Source organism: Vibrio sp. D420a (genome assembly GCF_030248625.1).
GTDB classification, from domain to species: Bacteria; Pseudomonadota; Gammaproteobacteria; order Enterobacterales; family Vibrionaceae; genus Vibrio; species Vibrio fortis_A.
This window is the reverse complement of sequence record NZ_JAHGAN010000002.1, coordinates 129124-155645: the sequence shown is the minus strand read 5'-3', so window position 1 is coordinate 155645 and position 26522 is coordinate 129124. Positions and strand designations below refer to the sequence as shown.

General features: G+C 45.4%; 24 protein-coding genes. 8 read left to right on the top strand and 16 right to left on the bottom strand.

What is annotated here, in order from left to right; all coding sequences use genetic code 11:
* Window positions 1-37 precede the first annotated feature (37 nt).
* Window positions 38-2356 (bottom strand): tetratricopeptide repeat protein, encoded by a 2319-nt coding sequence (locus tag KI743_RS01615; protein ID WP_373417779.1) that lies wholly within the window; start codon window positions 2354-2356, stop codon window positions 38-40.
* 154 nt (window positions 2357-2510) lie between these two features.
* Window positions 2511-4055 carry an arylsulfatase gene (locus KI743_RS01610; protein ID WP_152470492.1) on the bottom strand — a complete coding sequence of 515 codons (1545 nt, stop codon included), beginning with the start codon at window positions 4053-4055 and terminating at the stop codon, window positions 2511-2513.
* 344 nt (window positions 4056-4399) lie between these two features.
* On the opposite strand from KI743_RS01610, the gene KI743_RS01605 reads away from it, so the two are divergent.
* The 3 genes from KI743_RS01605 to KI743_RS01595 all read left to right on the top strand — a co-directional run bounded on the left by KI743_RS01605 (window position 4400) and on the right by KI743_RS01595 (window position 7201).
* Window positions 4400-5962, top strand: a complete 1563-nt coding sequence (locus tag KI743_RS01605; RefSeq protein ID WP_285464486.1) for an arylsulfatase — start codon at window positions 4400-4402, stop codon at window positions 5960-5962.
* A gap of 252 nt (window positions 5963-6214) precedes the next feature.
* Window positions 6215-6376: a hypothetical protein gene (locus KI743_RS01600; protein ID WP_160168797.1), complete on the top strand. Its 162-nt coding sequence runs from the start codon at window positions 6215-6217 to the stop codon at window positions 6374-6376.
* Window positions 6377-6532: 156 nt separating this feature from the next.
* On the top strand, window positions 6533-7201 hold the full coding sequence (locus KI743_RS01595; protein ID WP_285464483.1) for a DUF2057 family protein: 669 nt from the start codon (window positions 6533-6535) through the stop codon (window positions 7199-7201).
* Between the two features lie 100 nt (window positions 7202-7301).
* Here the strand turns inward: KI743_RS01595 and KI743_RS01590 are convergent, their stop codons facing one another.
* The 7 genes from KI743_RS01590 to KI743_RS01560 form a co-directional block, all read right to left on the bottom strand.
* On the bottom strand, window positions 7302-7451 hold the full coding sequence (locus KI743_RS01590) for a hypothetical protein (protein WP_167332354.1): 150 nt from the start codon (window positions 7449-7451) through the stop codon (window positions 7302-7304).
* Between the two features lie 131 nt (window positions 7452-7582).
* Window positions 7583-8314 carry a Crp/Fnr family transcriptional regulator gene (locus KI743_RS01585; protein WP_285464481.1) on the bottom strand — a complete coding sequence of 244 codons (732 nt, stop codon included), beginning with the start codon at window positions 8312-8314 and terminating at the stop codon, window positions 7583-7585.
* A gap of 50 nt (window positions 8315-8364) precedes the next feature.
* On the bottom strand, window positions 8365-8661 hold the full coding sequence (locus KI743_RS01580) for a hypothetical protein (RefSeq protein ID WP_285464480.1): 297 nt from the start codon (window positions 8659-8661) through the stop codon (window positions 8365-8367).
* Between the two features lie 122 nt (window positions 8662-8783).
* The gene (locus tag KI743_RS01575; protein ID WP_285464478.1) at window positions 8784-9248 is read right to left on the bottom strand and encodes a GNAT family N-acetyltransferase; all 465 of its coding nucleotides are present in this window, start codon (window positions 9246-9248) and stop codon (window positions 8784-8786) included.
* Window positions 9249-9278: 30 nt separating this feature from the next.
* Window positions 9279-9494: a hypothetical protein gene (locus tag KI743_RS01570; RefSeq protein ID WP_285464476.1), complete on the bottom strand. Its 216-nt coding sequence runs from the start codon at window positions 9492-9494 to the stop codon at window positions 9279-9281.
* Window positions 9495-9532: 38 nt separating this feature from the next.
* Window positions 9533-9847, bottom strand: a complete 315-nt coding sequence (locus KI743_RS01565; protein WP_285464474.1) for a cupin domain-containing protein — start codon at window positions 9845-9847, stop codon at window positions 9533-9535.
* Window positions 9848-10030: 183 nt separating this feature from the next.
* Window positions 10031-10792 (bottom strand): nitroreductase family protein, encoded by a 762-nt coding sequence (locus KI743_RS01560; protein ID WP_373417778.1) that lies wholly within the window; start codon window positions 10790-10792, stop codon window positions 10031-10033.
* Between the two features lie 300 nt (window positions 10793-11092).
* Between KI743_RS01560 and KI743_RS01555 the strand changes: the two genes are divergently transcribed.
* The 5 genes from KI743_RS01555 (at window position 11093) to KI743_RS01535 (ending at window position 16068) form a co-directional block, all read left to right on the top strand.
* A complete protein-coding gene (locus tag KI743_RS01555) occupies window positions 11093-11449 on the top strand; it encodes a cytochrome c (RefSeq protein ID WP_285464472.1) in 357 nt (118 codons plus the stop codon).
* An 18-nt stretch (window positions 11450-11467) separates the two neighbouring features.
* Entirely contained in the window at window positions 11468-12877 is a 1410-nt protein-coding gene (gene ccoN / locus KI743_RS01550) for a cytochrome-c oxidase, cbb3-type subunit I (protein ID WP_285464470.1), read from the top strand.
* A 3-nt stretch (window positions 12878-12880) separates the two neighbouring features.
* Window positions 12881-13492, top strand: coding sequence for a cbb3-type cytochrome c oxidase subunit II (locus tag KI743_RS01545; protein ID WP_152470482.1), 612 nt, complete (start codon window positions 12881-12883; stop codon window positions 13490-13492).
* Entirely contained in the window at window positions 13489-15645 is a 2157-nt protein-coding gene (locus KI743_RS01540; protein ID WP_285464467.1) for a c-type cytochrome, read from the top strand. The genes KI743_RS01545 and KI743_RS01540 overlap by 4 nt, the downstream gene beginning before the upstream one ends.
* Before the next feature lie 204 nt (window positions 15646-15849).
* Window positions 15850-16068, top strand: coding sequence for a PAS factor family protein (locus KI743_RS01535; RefSeq protein WP_032552405.1), 219 nt, complete (start codon window positions 15850-15852; stop codon window positions 16066-16068).
* Between the two features lie 151 nt (window positions 16069-16219).
* On the opposite strand, the gene KI743_RS01530 is transcribed toward KI743_RS01535, so the two are convergent.
* The 7 genes from KI743_RS01530 to KI743_RS01500 all read right to left on the bottom strand — a co-directional run bounded on the left by KI743_RS01530 (window position 16220) and on the right by KI743_RS01500 (window position 26522).
* Window positions 16220-17512 (bottom strand): alpha/beta fold hydrolase, encoded by a 1293-nt coding sequence (locus KI743_RS01530; RefSeq protein ID WP_285464463.1) that lies wholly within the window; start codon window positions 17510-17512, stop codon window positions 16220-16222.
* Between the two features lie 146 nt (window positions 17513-17658).
* Entirely contained in the window at window positions 17659-18918 is a 1260-nt protein-coding gene (locus KI743_RS01525; RefSeq protein ID WP_285464461.1) for a HAMP domain-containing sensor histidine kinase, read from the bottom strand.
* Window positions 18919-19602: a response regulator transcription factor gene (locus tag KI743_RS01520; RefSeq protein WP_285464459.1), complete on the bottom strand. Its 684-nt coding sequence runs from the start codon at window positions 19600-19602 to the stop codon at window positions 18919-18921. It lies immediately after the preceding gene.
* Between the two features lie 77 nt (window positions 19603-19679).
* Window positions 19680-22850 (bottom strand): efflux RND transporter permease subunit, encoded by a 3171-nt coding sequence (locus tag KI743_RS01515; RefSeq protein WP_285464457.1) that lies wholly within the window; start codon window positions 22848-22850, stop codon window positions 19680-19682.
* 1 nt (window position 22851) lies between these two features.
* Window positions 22852-24129: an efflux RND transporter periplasmic adaptor subunit gene (locus tag KI743_RS01510; RefSeq protein ID WP_285464455.1), complete on the bottom strand. Its 1278-nt coding sequence runs from the start codon at window positions 24127-24129 to the stop codon at window positions 22852-22854.
* Window positions 24126-25520 (bottom strand): TolC family protein, encoded by a 1395-nt coding sequence (locus KI743_RS01505; protein WP_285464453.1) that lies wholly within the window; start codon window positions 25518-25520, stop codon window positions 24126-24128. Before KI743_RS01505 ends, KI743_RS01510 begins: the two co-directional genes overlap by 4 nt.
* Before the next feature lie 258 nt (window positions 25521-25778).
* Window positions 25779-26522 (bottom strand): DUF3726 domain-containing protein, encoded by a 744-nt coding sequence (locus KI743_RS01500; protein ID WP_285465085.1) that lies wholly within the window; start codon window positions 26520-26522, stop codon window positions 25779-25781.

Below are 26522 nucleotides of genomic sequence, written 5' to 3'. Positions count from 1 at the left end.
CACAATGGTCGTTCTGTCTTATTCCGTTAGAAGGCTATCATTTGATCATTCTTTTCAGTTGATTAACGGCATCTGGCGGTGCGATTTTCTCTAGCTGCTGAACACAACGATCGAACGCTGGTTTCACTCCCGATTGCGCTGAGTTACGTGCCAGAATTTCGCATTGTGCATAGAGGTGCTGTGGATTACGACTCGCTGTGTAAGCACGCTGTAACGCTCTGGCACTCGCGAGCACATCAACCTGCTCTAATGATAGACCATAGACATACCAGTACTGCGGATTGGTGTCGGCCATTTCCGCCGCTTGCTCAAGGTATGCTCTCGCCTGAACGTAGTCCTTTCCTCTTAGTGCTGCTAACCCAGCGCTATAAGGCAATACACTCGATTTTGGCTGTGCTTCAATACCTTGCTTCAGCGTCGCCATCGCTTTAGTTTCATCCCCCATAGCACGATAAAGATCCGCTAAGTTGGCGTAGCTGTTCTCAAAATAAGGCTCTATTTTTATTGCTCCTTGGTAGTATTCAATCGCCTTATCGTGCTGGCCAAGATCTCGATAAACATTACCCAAGTTAGTGCGTCCAAAACCTCTGTCCGCATTAAACTCTTGTATCTCTATGTACTCAGCCAAAGCGGGTTTAATGATGTCTTTTTGCAGCGGGTTCATTTCTCGCCAATAACGAACTAGAGCACCTGCAGCTTCACTTCGTACCGAGAGTACTGAATCAGTCAATAATGGTTCAAGTATCTGCCAACGGTCACTGAACTCATAACCTGAAGAGCCCGCAACAGCGCCCAATCGAATCATCTCGTTGTCATGCTTAATCGCTCTTGCTAGTGAAATCAGCGTATTTTGCCCCGTATTTCCAGCCATACGCTCAAGGCTCGAAGCCCGGATAATGTTACTTAGGCTAGAGTCTTGCGATGAATACGCCAAAGCATCCACTGCGCCTCGATGCCCAATCGCATCGGCATAAAAAGCCACGGCAAAGTGTTGTTGGTTACGATACTTGGATTCTGGGAACCATTTAGCGATCTGAGCATCTGCCCATTGGTCGGTTTTGTCTTCGTGACAGCTTGTACACACGTTCGGTGTATCAATATGCTGGCTTATATCAGGGCGCGGTACATGCCAACTATGGTCGCGTCGTGGGTCAACCTGCATGTAGGTTGTTTCTGGCATATGACAGGTCGTACATTTCGACGCCTCAGTGCCGGCTTGATGGAAAGTATGTTTTTCAGGGGTGTACTCGGAGGCAATATGGCACTGGCTACATACTGCTTCTTCGGCGATCTTTAATTCAGCAGTATGAGGGTCATGACAGTTGGTACAAGTCACGCCTTTCTCAGCCATTGCCGATTGTAAAAACGAGCCGTAAACATAATCTTCATCATAAATCTGACCGTCGTGATAATAGAGCTCTGGAGAGATCAGACTTAGTCGATACTTGTCAAAGAAAGAGCCCTTGACGTGATCGCCTGTTTCATTCAGTTGCGTTCGGCGGCTATGACACTGCGCGCAAGTCTGCACTTGATTGGTATGGATAATGTCTTTCGGTTGAAGTGTGGTATTCCCCTCTTGATAAACCCACTCTTTAACCGCTTGTGATAGGTCTCGGTCAAACCCGTAATGACTGGCAGCATCAAAAGAAGCACCTATTGATTGCTCGTCCCCACTCTCTGATTTATTCGCCATGTCGATATGGTCACTAGCGGGTCCATGACAAGCCTCACATCCGACATTGATTTCTGACCAAGTGGTTTGATAACGATTCTGCTCTGCGTCGTAGTTTTTCTGCAGGTTAGTTGAGTGGCAATCGGCACACATGAAGTTCCAGTTCTGACCGCTGTTGGTCCAGTAAAACTCATCGGTATTAGTGGTATCAGGGTAAAGATGAAACCAACGTTGACCCCCTGCTTCACTAGTTCGGGAATCCCAAGCGAAAGGGATCAACTGCACTCGACCATCATCAAACTCCACCATGTATTGCTGAAGTGGCTCGAAAGCGAAGGTGTAGCTGATTTTATAATCATGAAACTGACCATCAGGCCCTTCGATATTGACCCAGTATTCCTTCCCCTTTTGAAAAAAACGATTTTCTTTTCCATCATGCATGACACGAACATCATCAAAGTCGCCCAAAACAGACGTTTTATCTGCATGTTTCATTGCCATGTCATGATGTGAACCTTGCCAAGCTTCAACTTGATCTGCATGGCAATCAATACAAGCTTCAGACCCAACATAGTTCGCTGGTTGTGCGGATACATAACTACTCAAACTAAGCAATAACCCAACGGTAACAGTTTGACAAACGCGCTTGACGCCACTGACCATTGATAACAACATCGCAGACATAACATTCCTTGTTTAATCTCGCCTATGTTTAATAAGGTAGACGAAAAAATAACGTTAATACAATTATTTAGTTCGCAACGTATGAAATATTGTGACTTGAATGAAAACAAAAAAAGAGCCCCTAAGAGCTCTTTTTCGATTCACTCATACCAAACTATTTGTTGTGGCTTTCCTGAAGTTTTTCCATTACCTGATCCAAGCTGAAGCTCGCCGCTTTTTGTCTCGGTGGATACTCAGCAAAAGTTTCCAAGAACTTACCGACGTATGCCTGCGCAGGAACAAACATGTATGCGTGATCTAGCAACCAGTCATAGTAGGTGTTCGAAGTGATATCTGCGTTTTCATATGGGTCCATACGAAGGTTGAACAGTTTAGGTAGACGCAATGTCACAAACGGTTCTGCCCAAATTTGCATCGTACCTGTCGCTCGCTGCTCCATGAACACCGCTTTCCAGTTGTTGTAACGAAGCGCGGCTAAATCACCATCATCAGTGAAGTAGAAGATCTCTGCACGACGTCCTTTATCCTCTTCACCGGTTAAGTACGGTAGGAAGTTGTAACCATCAAGGTGAACTTTGAACGTTTTATCGCCCGCAGTATGTCCTTTAAGTAGCTTCTCTTTAATTTGGTCGTCACCTGCAGCCGCTAGGAATGTTGGCATCCAGTCCATATGATGCATAATTTCGTTAGAGATGGTTCCCGGTTCAATCTTACCTGGCCATCGAACCATAGCTGGTACTCGATATGCACCTTCCCAGTTGGTGTTCTTCTCACCACGGAACGGTGTTGTACCCGCATCAGGCCACGAGTTCATGTGAGGGCCATTGTCTGTCGAATAGAACACAATAGTGTTGTCTTTAATGCCTAAGTCATCCACTTGTTTCAGTAGTTGGCCTACATGTCTGTCATGCTCAACCATGCCGTCGGCATAATTACTGATACCAGTCACGCCTTTGCTGTCTGGCTGTACGTGCGTTCTAAAGTGCATGCGAGTCGCATTCCACCAAACAAAGAAAGGTTTATCAGCTTTGACAGCGCGATCCATAAAATCGAGTGCCGCGTCTAACGTTTCTTCATCAACCGTTTCCATACGCTTGCGCGTCAACGGACCGGTATCTTCAATTTTCCCATCAGCGAAGGACTTAATTACACCACGCGGACCAAATTTCTTACGAAACTCTGGGTCTTTTGGGTAGTCTTCATTTTCTGGTTCTTCTTCAGCATTCAGGTGGTAAAGGTTGCCAAAAAATTCGTCAAACCCGTGTGCTGTTGGAAGGAATTCATCTTTATCACCGAGGTGGTTTTTACCAAATTGACCAGTCATGTAGCCCATTGGTTTAAGTAGCTCAGCAATGGTTGCGTCTTCAGCTTGCAAACCGATGTCCGCTCCCGGTAGACCTACTTTACTCAAACCTGTTCGGAGAACACTTTGTCCGGTAATAAAGGTAGAACGCCCCGCGGTACAAGACTGCTCTGCGTAATAATCGGTAAACATCATACCTTCTTTGGCGATGCTATCGATGTTAGGAGTTTGATACCCCATTAAGCCAAAAGTGTAAGCACTGACATTGGATTGACCAATATCATCACCCCAAATAACCAAAATGTTGGGCTTTTCAGCCGCCATCGTTGATGTTGCAACTAGCATTGCGGAACCCAATATCGCTAGCCGACGTTTGACACCATATTTTGCTGTCATAGAAACCTCTTCTTTAGTTGTTTGCGTCCTGCCCTTCAACATATAGTCCAAGACTTAAACAATAGCGAGATTGGGTAAGCTATTAATTAATTTGTCATTTCTTATCTAACACCACCGTTAAAAAACTTGCCTATGTACGTTCTACTTCATGATAGAGATCACACAACCTGTGTAAGCCAACTTAAAACAAAGACAACATAACCCTTTAAAATCAGAAGCTTAGATAACACACATAACGAATGGTTATAACTACTATAAAAGGACAGAACCGGTTTTTGAGATTAATGTTTGCTCATCGATGTGTTGACTTAACGCATTATTTTTAAAAATAAATCGGAGTCCTTATGGGTACTAAAATTAATAAACTAGCATTAGGTGTTGGCTTATTAGCAGCTTCTTCAGCAGTGACCGCTGCAGAAAAGCCTAACATTCTTGCGATCTGGGGTGATGACATTGGTGTGTTTAACATCAGTGCATACAACAACGGCATGATGGGTTACGAAACACCAAACATTGACCGTATCGCTAATGAAGGTGCACTGTTTACTGACCACTACGGTCAGCAATCGTGTACTGCGGGTCGTGCTGCATTCTTAACAGGTCAAGAACCGTTCCGTACAGGTCTGCTTACTATCGGTATGCCAGGTTCTGACCACGGTATTCCAGACTGGGCTCCAACGATTGCAGACTTACTGAAAGAACAAGGCTACATGACAGCTCAGTTCGGTAAGAACCACATGGGTGACCAAGACAAGCACTTACCTACTAACCACGGTTTTGACCAGTTCTTCGGTAACCTATACCACCTTAATGCAGAAGAAGAGCCAGAGACATACTACTACCCTAAAGATCCTGAGTTCCGTAAGAACTTCGGCCCTCGTGGTGTTATCAAGTCTACGGCTGACGGTAAGATCGAAGACACAGGCCCAATGACGCGTAAGCGTATGGAGCATGCGGATGAAGAGTTCCTAGAAGAATCTCTAGCATTTATGGAAAAAGCTGTGAAAGCTGACAAGCCATTCTTCATCTGGCACAACACCACACGTATGCACGTTTGGACGCGTCTACAAGAGAAGTACCAAGGTAAATCAGGTATCAGTATCTACGCTGACGGTATGTTAGAGCACGATGACCACGTTGGTGTGCTTCTAGACAAGCTGGACGAACTGAAAATCGCAGACAACACCATTGTTATCTACTCAACAGATAACGGTGCAGAAACAGTATCTTGGCCTGACGGCGGCGCAACTTACTTCCACGGTGAGAAAGGCACAACTTACGAAGGCGGTATGCGTGTACCACAACTTGTTCGCTGGCCTGGTGTAATTGAACCGGGTACTAAGATCAACGACATCATGGCGCACCAAGACTGGATTCCAACGCTTCTAGCAGCAGCTGGTGATGATAAAGTTGTAGAGAAATTGGCGTCTGACGACGGTGCTCGTTACAACGGTAAGAACTGGCGCGTTCACTTAGACGGCTACAACTTCCTACCTTACTTCGAAGGTAAAGAAGAGCAAGGCCCACGTGACAGCCTACTGTACTTCTCTGCAAACGGTGAGTTAAACGCGGTTCGCTGGAACGACTTTAAGATCTCATTCGCGGTAATGGACGGTAACATCACAGATGCAGTGCGTTTCCAACCAAACTGGCCTCAAGTAGTACACCTACGTGCTGACCCGTTCGAAAAAGCACCTCACGAATCTGGCATGTACCTACGTTGGATGGCAGACAACATGTGGCTATTCGTACCGGTAGGCGGACAAGTTCAAGAGTTTATGGCGACTCTACCTGACTACCCAATGCAGAAGAGCCAAGTATTGAACCCAGGCAACTTCAACCAAGCTGCGTACTCGCTACAAGGTCGATTACAACAGCTAGAAGCTGCGGCGAAGCAAGCACAATAAGCTTTACTCTCAAAGTAGAGTGAAAAGCAATAAAACCGTGAGGACTCTGTTCTCGCGGTTTTTTGATATAACAGGAACAACGCCCCTACAAGTCACTAGAAAACGTCATAAATAACAAAGAGGTAGACTAAATTTCGGAAATGATGAGCGAGCAGCATCACAAATTGACAATTATATCATTTGTACTATTTTTAAAGCTCATGCAGAGGCTAATCCTCAGCGCAAATTGTACTTCAGACTTAAGGACACAAGATGAAATACATAATTATTGCTCTCTTTGCACTTGCACCTGCCATGACGTTCGCTTCTTCCTTAGCGACGCCGTATGTCCCTTGCTACGTCGATGGTGACTTCGTGGGTAACATGGAGATCCCGATTTGTAAGAAGGACAACGGTTACTTCTATTTAGAATAATCGTTAAAATGAGTGGCTAGCTGTTTGGTCACTCATCACTGTTTGTTTCAGTTACGTTAAGATTCCGCAAAATATCCTTAATTTCATAGACATCACTTGAACTCGACGCGCGTGCGTGAGATTGTAATTCCTTCTTTCCAAACAACTTGCCCGATTATGAAAACGACACAAAAGATTGCCTTAATCACTGCATTGGTAGCGGCACCTTTCGCTTCTGCAGACGTTGAAATCAAAGTCCCTTCAAGTGTGGACATCTTAGCGGTTAACGAAAGTAAACCAGACCTAGATGGCGGACTTTTCTCATCTCATAAAACCATGACACTGCCAGATGGTCAGAACCAAATTGTATTCCAATATCAGGTAGCCTTTGATCAAGGTAATGACCGTGAATTCATCGACAGTGACACCATCATCGCGACATTTGATGCGAGTAACACTACACTGACATTCAATATGCCTAAGTACCGCAATATCAGCGCGGCAAAAGAAGGCATGAAAGATCTTCAATGGAGCCTTGTTGACTCAGATCAGCAAACAGTTGAGACCAAAGAAGATACGTTAGTGAAAAAAGGCATGCAGATTGGGCGAAACTACCCAACAGAAGCGGCAAACTACAATAAACAAGGTGGTGTCGCAGCATTGGCTAGCGCAACTGCTTCAGCAGCAACGATTAATGCAGCAGCGGCAAATACCCCAGTTCAGCCTGTAACGCTACCAGCGAATGTAAAAGCGTCGGACAATACTGCAGAAGAGATGCTGTATTTCTGGTATGAAAAAGCTGATGACGCAACGAAGCAACGCTTCAAAGAGTTTGTGAATAAGTAGCCATCACGAATGCGCGATACTCCAAAGTGCACTTGGCCAAGGTTCACAATTGAAAAGCTTCAAAAAAGAAAAGCTGGTTTGACACCAGCTTTTCTTTTTTCTACACATCTCTAACTTCGCCATCAATCCTTGTTGGCCACCCCAGTCTTTCGTACTCTAACGCGAGCATGTAAGCGCAACGTTGTGACACCGTCGCCTTTATCCATACACCGATACCACAGATTTTGTATTCCAACACTGACATCTTCATTTAAGCTTCCTGTTACTTATCACTGATTTATAATTTCTGTATTCAGCTCTAAATTTATAGAAAACTTGGTGGCTAGTATGTTCCGAAAAGAACATAAAATAGCATTTACTGATATAAAAATTAATTATGTGCTATTCGCCGGATAATTGTGGCATCAACCTGTCAGAGGGGTCTCTCAACATCAAGTTCATCGGTGAAATGCAATGGTAAAGAACATCAAAATCAGAGATCACCACCCTGCCTCGATGCGTCTTAATTCCTTTCTTTTTCTCTAGATTTTTTAAGACTTCATTCAAGCGTGGGCGAGAGATTCCAGTAATCGAACTCAACTGGCTTTGGGAAACATCGATTCTTGCCACATCATTGACGTCCGTGTTTTGTCTCGCGGCAAGCTCTAACAGCACATAAACGGTTTTCTGTTCCTTTTCATGAATCGAGGTCAAGTACGCTTGCATCCACACCGAGTAGCTTTGCGTCGCACAATGTAGTAACCACTTGTAGACTTCAGGCACTTTTTCCGCCAAATCACGAACCTTTTTTCGAGGAAAGAAGACCATAGAGAGAGGATTGACTTCCTCAGCAACCGCGAACAGTTGGTATTCCTTGTAAACAGCTAATGTCCCTATCCAATCCCCTCTACCAATGACCCCACCAGACATGTGATGCATATTTTGTGTCGAAAAACAGAGACCAGCAGAGCCGCTTAAGATGTAATAGACCCCCGGAACATTCTGATAACGTTTCGTGATTTCTAGCGCATCAATCCCCTGCTTAAGTACAGCGATTTGCTTGAGTTTTTCAATCACAATCTTGGAGAGGTCACACGGCCATTTAATCTGGTCATAAAGGTGAGCGTCTATCATGGTAGGTTCCTGAGAAGCGGCGAAGTCAATACTACAAAAGTGCCAAAACACTAATAAAGCGCGCTACCAATCAACAGAACAAACAACAATGAAATGACCTTAGTGAAGAGTACAACCCAAACACAATCACCAACGGATGAATGAGTTGCTTTAGTCAGTAAGAAGACAAATGAGATTAAGCTCAATATGCCTCCAACACTTGGAATAAGTGCAATGGTTGAGACGATAAAAGCAATCAGCGCTAAGGACTTAAAATCCGCAGATACGAAAGACATTTTCGAAGCAATGTACATACAACAAGTTGTAATGAGTACATCGACGGCAAAAGACAAGGCTTCTAAACCCATTATGATCCTTACTCAAAGGTTCCATTAAGTTAATGGTTTTGCTAACCGGAAAATTATCAAGCTGACCTGTCAGCAACAACCGTAGATTTACTGAAAATGCGCCAATTCCAGACTGAAAATATCTAGTCTAATAGCTTTTCCATCACAAAATTATTCATGGTTTGCCCACGGACTTCGATAGTCTGTTCATTCACTACAGAGAATCCAAAGTGCTCGTAAAAAGGACGCGCTGTGATGCTTACTTCAGAAAAGACCCTTTTTAATCCCTTTTGTTTTGCTAAGTCCAATACGTGTGACATGAGTTGTCGGCCGACGCCTCGTCCTTGATATTCATGATGACAAAAGAAATGGTCTATCAACCCGCTCTCTTGCAAGTCTGTATACCCAACAACGACTCCTTCCAGTTCAACAACAAAGGGACGGGTCTTATCCATCTTGTTTTGCCAAACCTCCATTGAAAATTCAGAAGGTGCCCACGCTTCAACCTGAGCCTGACTATAGTGTTGGATGTTTACGTTTCTCACGGTATTAAAAAACAGATCCCACAAATGCGTTGCATCTTCGGGTTGATACTCTCGAATAATCATCAGAATGCCTTTTCTGAACACTTGTTTCGGTTAAATCTCTACAACATCAGGGAACTCTGACCTTGCGAACTCATGGTAAATATCAGCAAGGTAAGTTCTCAACTCTTGCTCTTGAAGGTCTGATGGAATCACAACGTCGTATACTCTTGCTCGCATGGAAGTATCAGACTCTTTAAATAGCAGCCATTCGTCGCCCTTGCGCTGTACCGACATTTTTTGCCCATACACATTAAATTTAATAAACATACTGTTACCTCTACTCCATCTTATTTCAGTCACATCACCTAGCGATAGAAAACAGCGAGCCAAACAGTGGCTTCATCAGCGGCCGTGCGCACAACCTTATGCTTCTGGTGTGCTTTGATGTTGATGTAATCACCCGAGTTCAAAGTCACTTCTGAACCATCTTCAAAACCGATAATCCCTTGTCCACTCAACACCAATACCCATTCATGTTCATCTTGGTCATACCAACCCGTTTCTGGTGAACTTTGCCCTTTAGAAACAATACGTTCAATACGAATACTCTCGGTAGAGACAATATCCTCAAATATCTCATTTGGAATGTCTTTGGGTATCTCTGAAAACAGGTTTGGCATAGAAGTTCCTTAGGTTTGAACCGTTAGATAAGCAACTGGATTATAAGCACATTAAGAGTGTCCGTTTGTTACGGTGACGTCAACCGTAAAAAACAAGGAATGGAAAATCGGGGGTAGGTGAAAGCCAAAGCTCACGATAGAAAAAACCCTACCACATAGGGTAGGGTTTTCACTGTTGAAGTGTTAGTGACTTTTTATCACAGTGTCCATCTCCACTCTTTGACGATCACCGTAGATGCCCTCATCCGTTCGGACACCACAACTCACAATCATAGTGATCTGGTCACTGTCACGTAAGCCGAGCAGCGCTCTCACTCGTTTAGAATCGAAGCCTTCCATTGGACATGTGTCGTACCCTTTTTCACGCATCGCATACATAAAAGTCATTGCGGCGAGGGAAACACTTTTGTGTAAGCAAACTCGAACATCGGTTTTACTGACTTCTCTCACCATAGGTTTGTTGCGACCAAGCCACCAGCTATAGGCCTTGCGGAAAACACCTCGAATCCCGAAAGCGTCGTTGTTATAAACCATTGGAATCAAAGTTTCGTAATATTTGAGAGCGCGCTTTGCTGCGGCGTCTTCACGACCTTCAAATGCCTCTCGTACTTTTTGAGCGTTGCGCTGTGCACGCTCTTTCCAGTTGTGTGTTGTCGCGACAAACACGACAAGCTCATTCGCCGTTTTAGCAGCGTTCTGACCCATGCAATATTCAGCAAGCTTCTCACGTTTGTCGGAAGAGATAACACGATGAAACTCCCACATCTGCATATTGCTGCTATTTGGTGCCAAAGTCGTTAACTCTAATGCTGTCGCAACATCATCATGGTTAAACTCTGCGTTCGCATCATATTTTCTAACTGAACGTCGTGTATTTACAATCGTTTCAAAGGTCGAGGATTGGTGTTCTAGCGGCATGTCAGGCTCACAAATAGGTTGACTCATAACGTGCTCTCAAAGAGCAAAGTTCTGATCATACTTAATACGAACCCAGCCGCAACTCAATTCTAACTTCGCTTTCTGTTGTTTTTCTTTCAGTTGAACTAATCCGAAACCTACAGACTTTACGTATTACAGAGACAACAAAAAGAAAACCTTTCCATTTAGCGCATCTATATAATTGCGCAGTAGCCTTTAAAGTTCGCATTTATCAGACCTAAATGCACATAACAACGCGATTGTGCTGTTTGGCAGCTGAGAATTGGCCACTTAGCGATGTATCTTCACACTTCTAAGGAAACCGTGATGAGCTTAATTCAAGAACGATGGAACCCGAAGACACTATTCACCTCTCTGATTGTCGCAACTGCTCTCTTTTCCTCAGCACATGCTGTGAGCAACGATGAACAATTCGAGATAGGTAAACAGAAAGCCAAGGTGTGTATGACCTGCCATGGCGAAGACGGCATCTCTACTCAAGAGCCCTATCCAAATCTGCGCGGTCAAAAAATGGGGTATCTGATTTCATCACTCAAAGATTATCAAACTCGCGAACGTACCAGTGGACTTGCCGTTTTGATGCAGCAACAAGCCGATGCTCTTTCCGACCAAGACATTGAAGATATCTCCTACTTCTACTCACAACTCGGCAACGAAAAGTAACCTTTACAGGAGCTTGTTATGGATAACGTGACAACGCAATACAGTGTGAAGGTGGTTAAGTACTTCATTCTGGCATCTTTCGTCTGGGCCATTTTAGGAATGTTAATCGGGGTAATTCTAGCTGCGCAGCTCTACTGGCCCATCCTAAATTTCGACTCTCAGTACTTTCAATTCGGCCGCCTGCGCCCGCTTCACACCTCCGGCGTTATCTACGGATTCGTAGTTAATATCCTTATGGGGACTTCGCTCTACATTGCTCAGCGGACCGGACATTGCCAACTCTTCAACAAAAGCTTGGCGTGGATGGTGTTCTGGGGATGGCAGCTCGTCCTCTTACTTGCCTTGATTTCACTCCCAGCGGGCTACACCACTTCTAAAGAGTACGCTGAACTAGAGTGGCCAATCGACTTGTTAATTGTCTTTGTTTGGGTTCTTTACGCCGTTCTCTTCTTCGGCACGATAGCCAAACGTAAGGTGGGACATATTTTTGTTGCTAACTGGTTCTTCGCGGCATTCATTATCGTTATCGCGATGATCTTTATCATCAATAATCTCGCCATGCCTGTTTCAGCCATGAAGTCCTACTCGGTATTTGCCGGCGCTCAAGACGCCATAGTCCAATGGTGGTGGGGCCATAATGCAGTTGGCTTCCTGCTTACAGCTGGGATCATCGGTATGAACTATTACTTCATCCCCAAAGCCGCTGATCGTCCAATTTACTCATACCGTCTATCCGTAATCCACTTTTGGGGCTTGGTCGGTTTCTATACTTGGGCAGGAACCCACCATTTGATTTACTCCTCTGTTCCTGTTTGGGTACAAAACATCGGCATTGTGATGTCATTAATTCTTTGGCTTCCTTCGTGGGCGGGTGCGTTCAACAGCGCAATGACACTGCTTCAGAACAAAGAGAAACTCAAAAACGACTACATCCTGTTGTTCTTCTTCTCGGCCATTCTCTATTACTGCTTAGCGACATTCGAAGGCCCTTTACTTGCGATTCGCTGGTTTAACATGCTCGCTCACAATACCGAATGGGTTATCGGGCACGTTCACTCAGGTGCACTGGGTTGGGTCGGCATGTCAGGCATTGCGGTCTTCTACTACTTCATTCCTCGACTGTGGAGTAAAACCGAACTGTGGTCACCAAGGCTACTTAAATGGCATTTTTGGCTCGCGCATGCTGGGGTTGCTCTTTACGCCATTGCACTGTGGGTCGCAGGTATCGGCGAAGGCTACATGTGGTTAACACAAAACGACAACGGCGAATTAGTTTACAGCTTCGTACAAGCTATGGACTTCAAGGCTCCGTGGTTGTTCCTGCGTTTCTTTGGTGGGGCTCTGTTTGTGTTGGGTCTGCTATTAATGGCAGTCAACCTCTACAAAACTGTTCGCATGCCGAGCGCGCTTGTAGCAAAGGAGGCATAGACTATGAGTAAAGACTTCACTCAATCGGTTTGGATTCTGATTATCACAACTGTCGTCGTCGCCTCCTTTTCACTATTGGTATGGGTTGTCCCTAATATTGTGCGCACCGCAGATATAGCCGAAGGAAGCTTAGCTAAGCCCCTCACTGCACTGGAGTTAGCTGGCCGTGATATCTACATCAGCGAAGGGTGCCATGTATGTCATACACAGATGGTTCGCCCACTCGATCCCGAGGTAAAGCGCAACGGTCGTGCAAATCAAGAAGCTGACGATATCTACGAATTCCCAAACCTTTGGGGCTCAAAACGTACTGGGCCCGATCTTACTAACCTAGGTCGAAAATATTCTGACCAGTGGCACGTTATCCATCTCATCAACCCTAGACAAGTCGTACCCACTTCAATCATGCCTGCATATCCTTGGTTGTTTGAACAAACGCTTTCAGGTGATGACATTGGAGACAAGATGAAAACGTTGCGAACTCTCGGTGTGCCATACACAGATAGCGAGATCAGCGAAGCGAGGCTACAAGTAAGAGGCAAAACCAAAGCAGAAGCACTCATTCGTTACTTACAAAGCCTCGGACAAGATACAGCACAGGAGGTGTCGCCATGAGTACATTCTGGAACTGGTGGGCGATCATTTGCACCCTAGTCTTCTTTGTTTTAATGGTTTCTGTGGTTGTTAAATATTGGCGCAGTAACCATAAAGCCGACCAAGACCATACCGTCGGTACTTTTGATAACATTGAAGAGAAAGACGCGCCTCCACCTAAGTTGTTATTTGTTAGCTACGCCATCGCTTTTGTTATTTCTGCTGGTTACCTCGTGCTGTATCCCGGTATGGGGGAATGGCGAGGTCTAGTTGATTGGCAACAGAGCGATGACAGATTGAGTTCCCCGTCTACCTCGCTGGACGAGCAAATGGCAATGCAGACTCAAACCGATCTCAACACCTTAGCTTTGGTACCTGAAATTGTTGCCAGTGGCCAAATCCTGTTTCAAACCCATTGCGCAGCATGCCACAGAGACAATGCTCAAGGTCAGAAGCACTTCCCCAATCTCATTGATCAAGAGTGGTTATACGGTGGTGACGACAATGCCATTATCCACTCTATCGCCAAAGGCAGAAACGGCGCGATGCCGGGTTGGAGTGAGATTCTGAGACCTGATGAGATATCCAAAATCTCTTACTATCTCGCCTCTCTCAATCAGCGTCACACCGACGTGCCAGAGGTCAAAGTCGAACTGGGCAAGAGCCTCTTCATACAAAACTGCGCTTCCTGTCATGCTGATGGCACTGTTGCTAACCCTACTATTGGTGTACCAGACCTCTCAGACAGTATTTGGCTGCACGGCGGCAGTATCGAAGAGATACAACACACAATCAATTACGGCCTCAACAACTTAATGCCAGCCTTCGAAGGACAACTTACAGCAAACGAGATTCTTGCACTAGGCGCTTACATCCGCCATTCAGAACATACCGAAGTAGAAAGACTTGCTGCCTTAAAAGCGGACTCGGTTGAACGTGGTGAGTACCTTGCTCATGCCGGTGATTGTGTTGCTTGTCATAGTGCTGAAGGTGGGGAACCCTTTGCAGGTGGTCTACCGTTTGTGACTCCGTTTGGTACCGTTTACTCAACCAATATCACCCCTCACGCCAGTGAAGGCATCGGTCGATATGACTTTGATGACTTTAGGGATGCATTGGTCAGGGGTAAAGGCAAAGAGGGCTACCTCTATCCAGCAATGCCCTACACTTCCTATCAATACCTCACTGCTCAAGACATGATAGACCTTTGGGAATATATGCAGTCAATCCCTGCAGTTTCTCGCCGAAATGATGATAACAGCATGATATTCCCATCCAACATAAGACTTGGACTGTTAGGCTGGAACATTGTCTTTATGGACACCGACCCAATCGACTATCAAGTGCCACAGGAACTTAAAGAGAGTGTGGAAGATGTCGAGAAGTGGCAACAGGGTAAATACTGGGTGGCTGGGCTCGGACACTGCTCTGAGTGTCACACCCCGAGAAATATCGCTCAAGCTTTGATACCTGAACGTATATTCCAAGGCAACTTAATTGATGGTTGGAACGCTCCAGATATTACTGCTAACGAGCTCTACATTGATGGATGGGATGAAAAGACGTTAACGGACTTCTTGCACACTGGTCACTCAGACAAAGGCACCGCATTTGCGGGCATGGCTGACGTGGTAAAAAATAGCTTGAGCTTAATGACGCGGGAAGATATCGAATCAATGTCGTATTACCTGTTACAAGGCGATACCCACAATATGATCTCACCTGACGCAGTTCCTTTGCAGCCGAAAGGTTTTGATGAAGCAGCGTATCAGTCTGATATCTACACGACCTACCGTCAAACTTGTGGGGCTTGCCACGGTGATGATGGTAAAGGTCGAGACCCAATTGCCCCTACTCTGCTAAACAACGGGATCATCATGCACAGCGATCCGTTTAACACTGTTGCAGTAACGGTTCGAGGCCTACAACCAACCTATCTCGATAAAGATAGAAACTTCATGCCAATGGCCAGTTTTGAAGAGGTACTCTCTGACCAAAGTTTGGCAGAACTCATCACCTTTGTACGTAAAAACCTAGGAGACAGACACGACCCTGTTACACCGGAATACGTTCGAGAAGTGAGAGAGACCTTAGAAGCGGCGGGATACGCTGGCGGGTTACACACAACCCCTGATATGTATGACCGGAGAGACAACAATATCCATATCAAATAACGATATCTGTTGGTTTAAAAGGACATGATCTAGCAAAAGAGACCTGCTCAAGGTCTCTTTTTTACATTATTGAGTCATTATTCATTAGAGATCAATCACTAAAGATAACGATTAATTAACACATATTGCGATCGGAATCCCAGAAACAATACTACACAGAGTGCATAATGCTTTCATTTTTAACAGATGTACTAAGGACAGTTTATGGATAAATCCACTCTCATTTACAACACCCTTGAAGGGCTATCGAATGCAGAGCCGCAAGAATTCGCTCAAATTCGTCAAGATCTTTACAACCAATTAGGTCTGACGTTCGAACAACAAACTGCACTTTATACTCGTGTTTTAGGCCCTGCTGGTGCCGGAAAATTAACTGACATCGACAACGCTGTACAGTCGGCTTGTCAGCTACTTGGCGAATAATCTATTTAAAATTAAGAACAACAAACGCCGACTTTCCCCAACCCCCTTTTCCCCTAACGGAATTAAAAAAACGCTGCTAAATTTAGCAGCGTTTTTTCGTTGTCTGAGAAGAAACCTTTAAGCAACTAACAAGCCATTAAACAGCTGCAAGTTACTTTGGTAGATTCTCTATCGACTCAACCATTGTCATTAATTTATCTAGAATGCGTTCACCGTCTGCTCTGATACCATTGTGTTCGTATTCATTGGTGATCCACGCTTTCGAATTTGGGATCTTAGCCAGAGTTTCGCGGCTGTAATCAAGCTCAACGTACATATCATCGGCATACACTGCACACGCCATCGGCACTCTGTTTTCGCTAAGCTGTTTCGGTTCATATAAGCGAACCCAGTCTGACTTGTCAGCTAATAATTCAGCAGCTTGCTTTAACGGTTTTAGGGTCTCTAATTGGTCAAACATCCAAGGGTAAACCATTTCTCCCGTAAACCAGAACGCATCACCTGTTTGGTAGTTAAAGTGCGGATATTCATCGCGAACTCGGTGCGCTGACCATTGCGATGCCGTGCCTTGGCAGTAGATCGACTCATGCAAAATCGCATAAATAGGATTAGTGAGATAAGCCTGCTCTTGTTGCATCTGATTTAAAAAGCTGTAGCTAAGTTGCTTCTCTCCAGCCACATCAACAAAGGCGTTTTCCAATGTGAAGTACATTGGCAGATTCGCCTCACCACCACCGAGATTAATACCAATTAGCTGGAACTGCTCAACTGTGAAGATCTGACCATTCGGCAGACGCACTTCATGAGTCAATAGATGATCGGCAATCTCACGACACAGTGTTTGCGCTTGCGGGAACTGAGCGAAGAAGGCTTTATTCTTGTCTTCTACACGTTTGTATGTCGCTCGATAAACATCGTCTGCTTCACGCTCGATTGATGGAATACCGCCCGTAACATAACAACGCAGTAAGCTTTGAGGAAACAGAGAAAGGTAAGTCAGCGTGCAAAAGCCGCCAAAGCTCTGACCGATTGTCGCCCACTGTTTCACACCAAATTGTTCACGAATCGCCTCAGCGTCACGCACAATGTTGTCAGCTCGGAAATGTGACAGGTAATCAGCTTGTTGTTCTGGATTAAGGTGAGCCAGTGTTTGATGGCTAATCACCGTGCTATTACCCGTGCCGCGCTGGTCTAGTAAGAGCACGCGGTACTGTTGTAGAGCGCGTTTTACCCAGCCCGATTCGCCACTCATTCTTGGGGAAGGAAAGCCCGGGCCGCCTTGAAAGTAAACAAGCCAAGGTAGTTCTTGATTATCTTTTGAAAGATCCACCACTTCACGCGCAAACACCTGAATTTGTTGACCTTGTGGGTTCTGGTAGTCGAGTGGAAGCTGAAAGTTATGTTGACGGTAGAGCGTCGTGCCATCAATGAATTGTGCCTGCACGCAAGTATCCTTTATCTGTGACCGATTAATTATCATTATATTTGAGTTTGAGCCTAACCTAGCTCAAGACTTCAAGATACTCGCAAGTCACCTTATAGGAAACTGTAAATCATCAATATTCGTAAAAATCTTTTACAGCCAGCCTGTTAACTCGTGAAAGTGACATCAACTCGCCAACCTTCAGGCGATTGCTGAGTTTGATAAGTCCACCCATATTGAGCGATAAGTCGCTGCGTCAGTTCCAATCCCAAACCAAAGCCGAGATCATCTCGTCCAATTTTAGGTTCCGTATTGCGGTTCACAATAGATAACGTATCACCTGCTTGGGTAATCTCAACAATGCCATTTTCTGTGTGCTGAAAAGCGTTGCGAATCAGGTTTGAAATGACAATTCGACACAAACCTTCGGGCAATTCCAACGTGGTTTGGTCAACGGTGGTGGTCACTTCCACTGATTTACCTTGTAGCAAATAACCAAGCTCGCCGACTATCTGTTGGATACTCTTTCCTAACGAGACTGGGTAACTAGGCAGAGACTTCCCTTCCTGACGATTCAACCAGAGTAGTGTTTCTGTAAGGTCAGTCATGGTAAAGCCCGCGCGTTCGATCCGGTCGAGCACTTCGAGTTGTTTCTCTGCAGGAAGCTGCTTAGTAATCATTTTGCGCAGCAGCTCAGAATTGGTTCGCGTAACCGCAATCGGTGTTCGCAGCTCATGACTGGCATACCCAAGAAAACGTTGCTCTCGCTCCAAGCTCTCTTGTACCGAGCTCAAGCTAGATTTGATCAACTCCCCGAGTGCATTCAACTCACTGTAGTGAAAATTCGGGACAGGTTGAGTGAGCTGCTCTTTATCCAGCGCTTTTGCCCAATCCTTTAACTCTTCCACTGGCGAGGCTATTTTTCGCTGAACCAAAATCAATGCGATGAAAAAGAAGACGATAGCGCCAAGCCCAATAAAAATAATGTAGATAAACGGTGGCGGCTCATTTTCAAACTTATCGTTCATATCCATTTGTTTGAGCAGCAAAGAGATATAACGCGTTTCTCCATCCACGACCACTTTCATTGCGAAGTAACCGGCTTCAGGCTCAGATATGATGGGTACGCCATCTATCCGTTTCAGAAGTTCATTCGGGATCAACTCTTCTGGATTCAGGTTTTGCTGAATCTCTATCGGTAAGTCTTCCCACTTAGCCGCTAGCGTCACGTCATCAAACTGGACTGGTGTGTCATTTTCACCCAATGGAAGCTCCGTAGCTTGTGCACGCATGAATTCCGTCATAGCGGTATCTAAACCAGCAAAGAAGTAGTGAATGCCGGTGATAGTGAGCACACCAATGGTAGCACTGCCAACAAATAGCATCGCGACAAGAAAATAGAGCCTGATACTCGGGCGGATCTTCATCTAAACTTCCTCATTAAGCTTAAACGCAAAACCGTAGCCAGGAACGGTTTGGATAAGCTTGGTATCGCTTTTGCCATCAACGGCTTTTCGAAGATTAAACATGTGAACCTTTAAACTATTGCTGTCTGGCTGTTCATCTCCCCAGACAGCTTGCATCAGTTTTTCACGTGATACAGCATTTGGACTCTCTCGCATCAAGCATTCTAGAAGTTTGATTCCTGTTGGCGATACTTTAAGCGCCTTTCCTTGGCGAGTGGCGCTTTTATCTTGAAAATCCAACTCAACATCTTCGATGCGCAGCTTATTAATTTGCCCACTTCGACGACGAGATAAAACTTGGGTGCGTACGATTAACTCTTCCATAGCAAAGGGTTTTACGAGGTAGTCGTCTGCACCTTTAGAAAATCCTGTGAGTTTATCGTCGAGTGTGTCACGGGCGGTTAGCATTAGAATTGGAACATCTATACCTTGAGAACGTATCTTTTCGCACACCTCTAGCCCATTGAGTTTAGGCAGGTTGAGGTCAAGGATGACCGCATCGTAGCGGTTAGTTTCGATGAGATTGTAACCGGACAAACCATTGGCTGCGTGGTCACATGATATATCTTCAAGTTCAAGGTAATCGATGACCGCTTTTGCCAAGTCAAGATCATCTTCAACCAATAGAAGTTGTAAATTGTTCACCCATCCCTCCGTCATTCTAAGAATAGCCCCACAAGCTTAATCGCGGGGCTATACATGCATCATATCATTGTAACGTACTACGCCAACTCTAGCTGATTTTCGCTCTTAAAGAGCTTTTGTTTTACCTTGCTAATCAGCGTATTGGCATCATTTTGAATCAACAGCAGTGACGGTGTTAAAACCAAAGTGATAACAGTCGCAAACAAAATACCGTAACCAAGAGCCGCTGCTGCTGGAATTAGAAACTGTGCCTGCATAGAAGTTTCACTCAACAGTGGCGCCAAGCCGGCAAACGTAGTGACAGAGGTCAGCAGTACTGCGCGTAAACGTCCTGTACATGCTTGCTGGATCGCTTCTTTGACACTCAATGACTTATCTTTGATCAATTCATTGAATCGTGAAACCAACAATAGGCTGTCATTCACCACCACACCGCTCAGTGCCAAGATTCCATTCAGCGACAAGATGCTCAGCGTCAGATCATTCAACCAGTGCCCTAAAATGGCACCAACAATACCGAATGGAATCGCCACCATGATGATCAATGGCTGCACGTACGACTTCAATGGAATAGCCAGTAATGCAAAGATCATAATAAGCGCTAAAACAAAGGTCGATTGCATAGAATCCGTCGACTCTTGTTGCTGCTCTGCTTCACCAGTAAAGTCAATTTTCACCGTCGGATAGTCTGCATTGAGTTCTTTCACTATGCTGTTTTTCAGCTGAGCGACAAGCTCATTTGATGCGACCTGGTCTTTATCGACCACTGCCGTAATGTACACCGCACGCTGGTTATCGATACGGGTAATTTCAGATTGTTGGTAGTCCGAGTAGACCTTAGCAACCGTCGTCAATGGAACAACCGTACCATCTGGCGTTCTCACTTTTGACGCACCAATATCCGCAAGTGTTTGACGATCTTCCTCTGGATAACGAACACGGACTTTCACTTCGTCTTTGCCGCGCTGAAAACGCTGAACAATATCGCCACCAAATGATTGCAACACTTGTTGTGCTAGCGTTGCGGTATCCATACCTAACGCTCGACCTTGATCCGTCAATTCAAAGCGATACTGAGGTTCACCCAAGTCCAAGTTATCGTCAATGCCGCTAACTCCAGCCACTGTTTGTAACTCAGCTTTGAGCTTATTCGCTGCTTCTTTCAATAACTCTTCTTCATTGGCTTTCAGCTCAGCTTTAAATGCATCTACCATCTCCATCATTGATAGGACTTTGAGCTTTTTAACGCCTTCCATATTTTCAGAGTTTGCCAACCACACGTCAGCAAATTCGTTAGAGTCATAGGTCGCCTCACCGTCCAGTTCAATCGTCACTTTGCCCGACTTATCTTCCTCTGCGATCACTTGTACGCTTGAGATGCCCGACTCACCACCGTGAATAGATCGTAATTGTCTGTCCACTTCCAAAGCATTTGCTTCTAACTGCAGCAGGTTGGTTTGCGTTTGACCAAAGCTACTATCGTTATACATGCTGATTTCAGCGGAAACAGTATCGCCAGCAATATCCGGGAAGAAGGCAACACGCACACTACCGGTAAATGGCATCCCAATAACCAGAATGAATAACGAAATAAAGCCCAGAACAACCGCATATCGGAAGTTCAATGCTTGTTTAATCAATCGCTTGTAAACCTTGTTATTCACCCACTCTAAACCGTTATCAGCGCCTTGTTGAATTCGATTCCAAATCCCTTTTTTGTCTGAACGTTGAGTATTCACATGGGCCAAGTGAGACGGTAAGATCAGTTTAGATTCGACCAAAGAGAGCATTAAACAGATGGCAACGACGGTCGCAAACTGAGCATAGATTTGCCCCATTTTGCCTTCAACCATAGCAATCGAAACAAACGCAACCACAGTAGTGAGCACACCAAATATGGTTGGCGCTGCCACTTTATGTGTACCTACAATCGTGCTCTTTAATGAGTCTCCTTCTACTCTACGCGTCGAGTAAATACTTTCTCCCACAACTACCGCATCATCGACCACAATCCCGAGTGCCATGATGAAACCGAATGTGGTCATCTCATTGATTGTGAGCCCCATAAAGGAGTCGGTCATAAAGAACAGAGTGCCACAGAATACAAATGGCAGGCTCGCCGCTACCCAGAACGCAACTCGGATGTTAAGAAACAGAGCCAAGACAATAAATACTAAGGCGATACCGGTTAGAGCATTTTTCGCTAGTAGAGACAATCGTTCTTTAATCAGCGTGCTTTTGTCGTACCAACTCTCAATTTCAACGTTCTCTGGCAGTAAGTTACTCGATTTCCACGTTTCAACGACTTGTTCGGCCTGTTCAACGATGCTGATAACATCACTGTATTCATCCATTACAATCTGGATGCCAATCGAGTTCTGCTGGTTGTAACGAGACAGGCTGAAGGTATCCTCTTCAAACACATCACTGACTTTAGCAATATCGCCAAGTACTATCTGGCCACCATTGGCGGTGTTCAAGATAGGGATCGCTCTAAAATCTTGCAGCTCATACGCCTGATCCGACACTTTAAGACGAACCGTTTTATCGCCATTGCGTAAGCTCGTCGCTATGCTGGTTGATGACTCTGCATTGATTGCGTTCGAAATATCCGTCAGCGTTAGATCGTAAGCTTGTAGTTTTGCCTCATTAACTTCAACAGAGATCATCGGATCGATCTTAGCCTTAACCTCTAAATCACGAATCTGACTTTGACTCAGTAAATCCGCTTTTAGCTGCTCTGCAAGGTCCTGCAAGGTAGCGCGGTCTGTATCGCCATAGAGTTGAACCCACAGCGCGTGTTCTTGCATTCGCGCTTTGTCGATAACTGGGTTGTCCGCTTCGGCTGGCAGGTTATTGATCGCATCAACTTTGGTTTTCACGTCATCAAGCAAGGTATCAAGATCGTAGTTAGTCTCTTTCTCGATAGAAACGTGGCTGCCTGAGGAGTCAGAAGTCGACGTTATATGCTTAATGCCTGATACCGTCTCAAGTGCCTCTTCGATCTTCATGGCTATCCCCTCTTCCGCTTGAACGGGGTCACCACTGTCGTAGGTCACAGAGACCGTGACGATGTCTGGTTCTAAGCTTGGGAATGCCTCTTTACGTAAGCTATTAATCGAGAATAAGCCAACCATGATAACGCCCAGCATCAGTAGATTTGCCGCTACTGAGTTTTGGGCAAACCACGCGATGATGCCTTTAGGTTTATACGCTGATTGCTGGTCGGTTGAAGGAAACGAACTCATATTAGCCCTCCTCTGACATCGTGCGATCTGAGGCTGAATCTAACTTACTTTCAACCATTTGAATATCATTGGTCTCTTCGGCAACCGTTGGATTGACCTTCATACCCACTTTAAAGTTGCTTAATGGACGCATAACCACTTGCGCTGCGTTTTCACTGTTAACGGATTCAACATAGATATGTTCATTGCGTTCAAACAACGTGGCAGCTGGTGACTTAGTTAGCATACCTTGTGAATCAACAGTCCAAATGTCACCTTGCTGCGACAAAGCAGAGGCAGGCAGTTGCCATAAGTTATCTACTTCAGCACCCGAAATAGTCGCAGTGACAAAGGTACCTGGGAAAAGTGGCTGGGCTTGTTCAAGCGGGTTGTCGACAACCAATACGACAGAACGCTGACGTGTGTTCTGAGCGACATATTGATAGCTACGCTCGACCTCAGCTTGCCATTCAAAAGCGCCAGTGCTGTCAGTAATGGTCGCGTTCCATGTGACATTGCCTTGTTGGTTGCCACCCTTCGCTGCTTTGGGCAGGTTCGCCCACTGCTGTTCTGACAAAGGAATTTCGATTTCAATACGGTCGGTGCTGTATAGCGTCGCAACGCTGCTGCCCGCGTTTAAATAACTGCCGGGCTGAATATCGCGGCTGACGACAACGCTATCAAATGGCGCTCGAACTTCGGTATTCGATAAGTCTTGCTGTGCTTTGACCAAGGCTTGCTTAGCATTCGTTAGTTTAGCTTGCGCACTAGCTAATTGAGGTTCGCGAAGCACAAGTGGAGAGCTCGGTTCTCCAGTTAAACCAGAACGCTCCCATTCAGAGCGAGCCTGTTCGCCTTGTCTTTGCTCTTCTAATAACTCCTGAGTAGCAGTAGCAACATCTGACTTCGCTTGAGTCAGGGCTTGTTGGTAGGTTGTTGTGTCGATCTTAGCCAGCAGCTCACCTTCTTTCACGGTAGAGCCTGCTTCAAAGCTACCAGACAACCACTCAACACGACCGCTCACTTCACTAGCAAAGGCAAGCTCGTAGCGGGGTTTTGTTTCGCCATAGCCCACCACTTCAGCGCGATAGCTGGCTGCGTCCGTTAGCTGAACCGCAACCTGTGGAAGTGAACGTGCATCTAACGGTTGTTCACCAGCGTTCTCGAGTTTAGTTTGTGGCTGTGCTTGAGCGGCTTGAGCCATTTGGCTGCCGTTGTATGCAACCACAGCAAAAATAGAGCCCGCTGCAGCAACTGTAATAGCGAACGTAATTGCATTCTTTTTTAATGTGTTTTTCATGCTTTGTTTCCTAGATTTTCGACACCTAGGCCCAGTGCTAAGCCTAAATCAATTCGGTTAAGTAGACGTTGGTATGTGGTATTGGTGAGCTGAGACTCGACGTCATAGGCTTGCTGCTGAACAGTCAATAAATCGAAGATATCCACCAGCCCTTGACGGTATTTCTCTTCGTAGCTCACCACACTTCGTTTAGCACTCGATAGCGACGCTTGGAGGTGCTGTTGTTGCTCCGCCAACGAGCTTTCTTGCCCAATTGCGTTTTCGACCTCGTTAACAGCAGTTAGCAAGGTTTCTTGGTAAGCCCAGTAACTTTGCTCTGTCGTGAGTTCAGCAATCTCGGCATTGGTTTTCAGACGACCACCTTGGAATAGCGGTGCAGATACCTGCCCTAACGCACTCCACAAAGGGTTGGCAAACAAAGCTTCACTTGGTGTTTCAGCCATGTCTTTTAAGCTCGCAGAAAGACTGAACGATGGCAGCATCGCTTTATAAGCAGCATCGGTTCTCAAACTCTCGGCTTCAATATTGAAGAAGGCTTGTTGAAGATCTGGACGACCTGCTAGATTTTGCACCGACATATTTTCAAGTGGATTGAGAACATCAGGAAACGCTTGCGCGACATTGACGTCAGTAACCTTAGTATTCAACTCACCTGTTAACAGCAACAGGCTTCGTTTGCTCTGTGCTAGGTTTTCTTGATACTGAGCCACTGTGGCGCGAGTAGAAGCAGCGCTGGTTTTGGCGTTGTCGAGCTCCTCAAGTGTCCCTAAGCCGACTTGATAGCGGTCTAATACCAATGTTTCGTTGTTTTCAAGAATCGCTAAACGGCGCTGCTCAATATCCAGCAACTGTTGATTAACACTGATCTCTAGCCAACCACGCATAATGTTTGCAGCAAGAAGGTTGGTCGCGTTTTGTAGGCTAGCGTGAGATGCCGCAACATCTTTTCTAGATGCCGCGCTCACATCAGCAAGGCGCTGCCATAGATCTAGTTCCCAACTTACAGTGACATCAGCGTTGTAGCTCTCGTCACTACCTTCTGTTTTCTCACCTGAAAAATTGGCATTAACCGTTGGCAATTGGTCAGCAAAACTCAACCCCTCTTGGGCATAGACGATCTTGAGAGCCACAGTGCTCTGCTGAAGGCTTGGGTTCGCGCTAAACGCAGTCGTCAGATACTGCTCTAGCTCAGGTACATTAACGAGATCGGTAATTAAGTTCGTTGTTTGTTGTGTCTGCTCTTCACCAGCTATTTCTACTCGATCAAGTAACTGTTGAATGGACTCATTTTGTTGCTCTGTGGCCTGCGTTGAAAAGTCGGCTTCACTGGTTGTCGCACAACCCATAAGACCGGATAACATTATCGCAAGCACTGAATATCGAAACGTCATTGGTGCTGTCTCCCACTTAGATGCGGCTAAGATAGAGTAAGCAGGGTTAAGGAGGGGTTAACGCCTCAATACATTCATCAGAAAAATGTTTAGCTGAAAGGTTTAATACTGTTAGAGAAGAAAAAGAGCCTAATGCTGAGAGGGGACATTAAGCTCTTTGGTTATTAATTACGCATATATGAGTGACAGCGTCACTAAGCTTCCAATTGGTTCCTAGAAAACAATGTTCCTAGAAAACAATGGAAGTAGCTTGCGGTTTTAAATGGTTTCCGGTTCTAACTCACCAGCACCTTGGACAGATCGTTGACTGTTTTCGACCAATATCGCTGTAGCCGTTTCTTTCAATATGCCCCACTCTTTTTCATCAACCTCAATACCATTTTGCCAAGCATTACTCTGACTTTCTGTGAGAGAAGAAGACGTTATGTGTTGCTCAAAGCCTTGAGATAACGCATCCACATCGAAATCATGAATCGACAGCTCAATGGTCATATTGTGATAATCATCGGCATGAGGTGAGACTTCGTCTGACAGGAACAGCTCCGGTGCAACACAACCTCGGTTTAGAACATATAAGGTGCGCTTTGGATTCGATCCATTTGTCCAACTCGCAGTACAAGCGATACCCTTTGAAGCGAGTTTTACAAGCTCGCTATATGCCAACCATCGATTGTGGCAGTTTAGAAGCTCAATTTTGAGCGCCTTTTTACCGACCATTTTTTCAATCGCGTAATCCATGATCACAGGTAAATGGCATGCAACGCTGCTTTTGTGCAGGTCAACCTCTACCGTATTATCACTGGTCACCGAAATAGCCACTGGCGTGTCAGACTCAAGTCCAATGTAGTTGCTTGCGTTGTTGAAGTGACGCACGCCGTCTAAACCCACCATCTGCAAATCAGCCACCATGTTGGCAACCACATCCGCTTCACCGCAACAGCGACGCATACCAAGAAAAGCTTTGTTCACAGCCGCGACAAGTTCATTGTGAGAAACGATCAT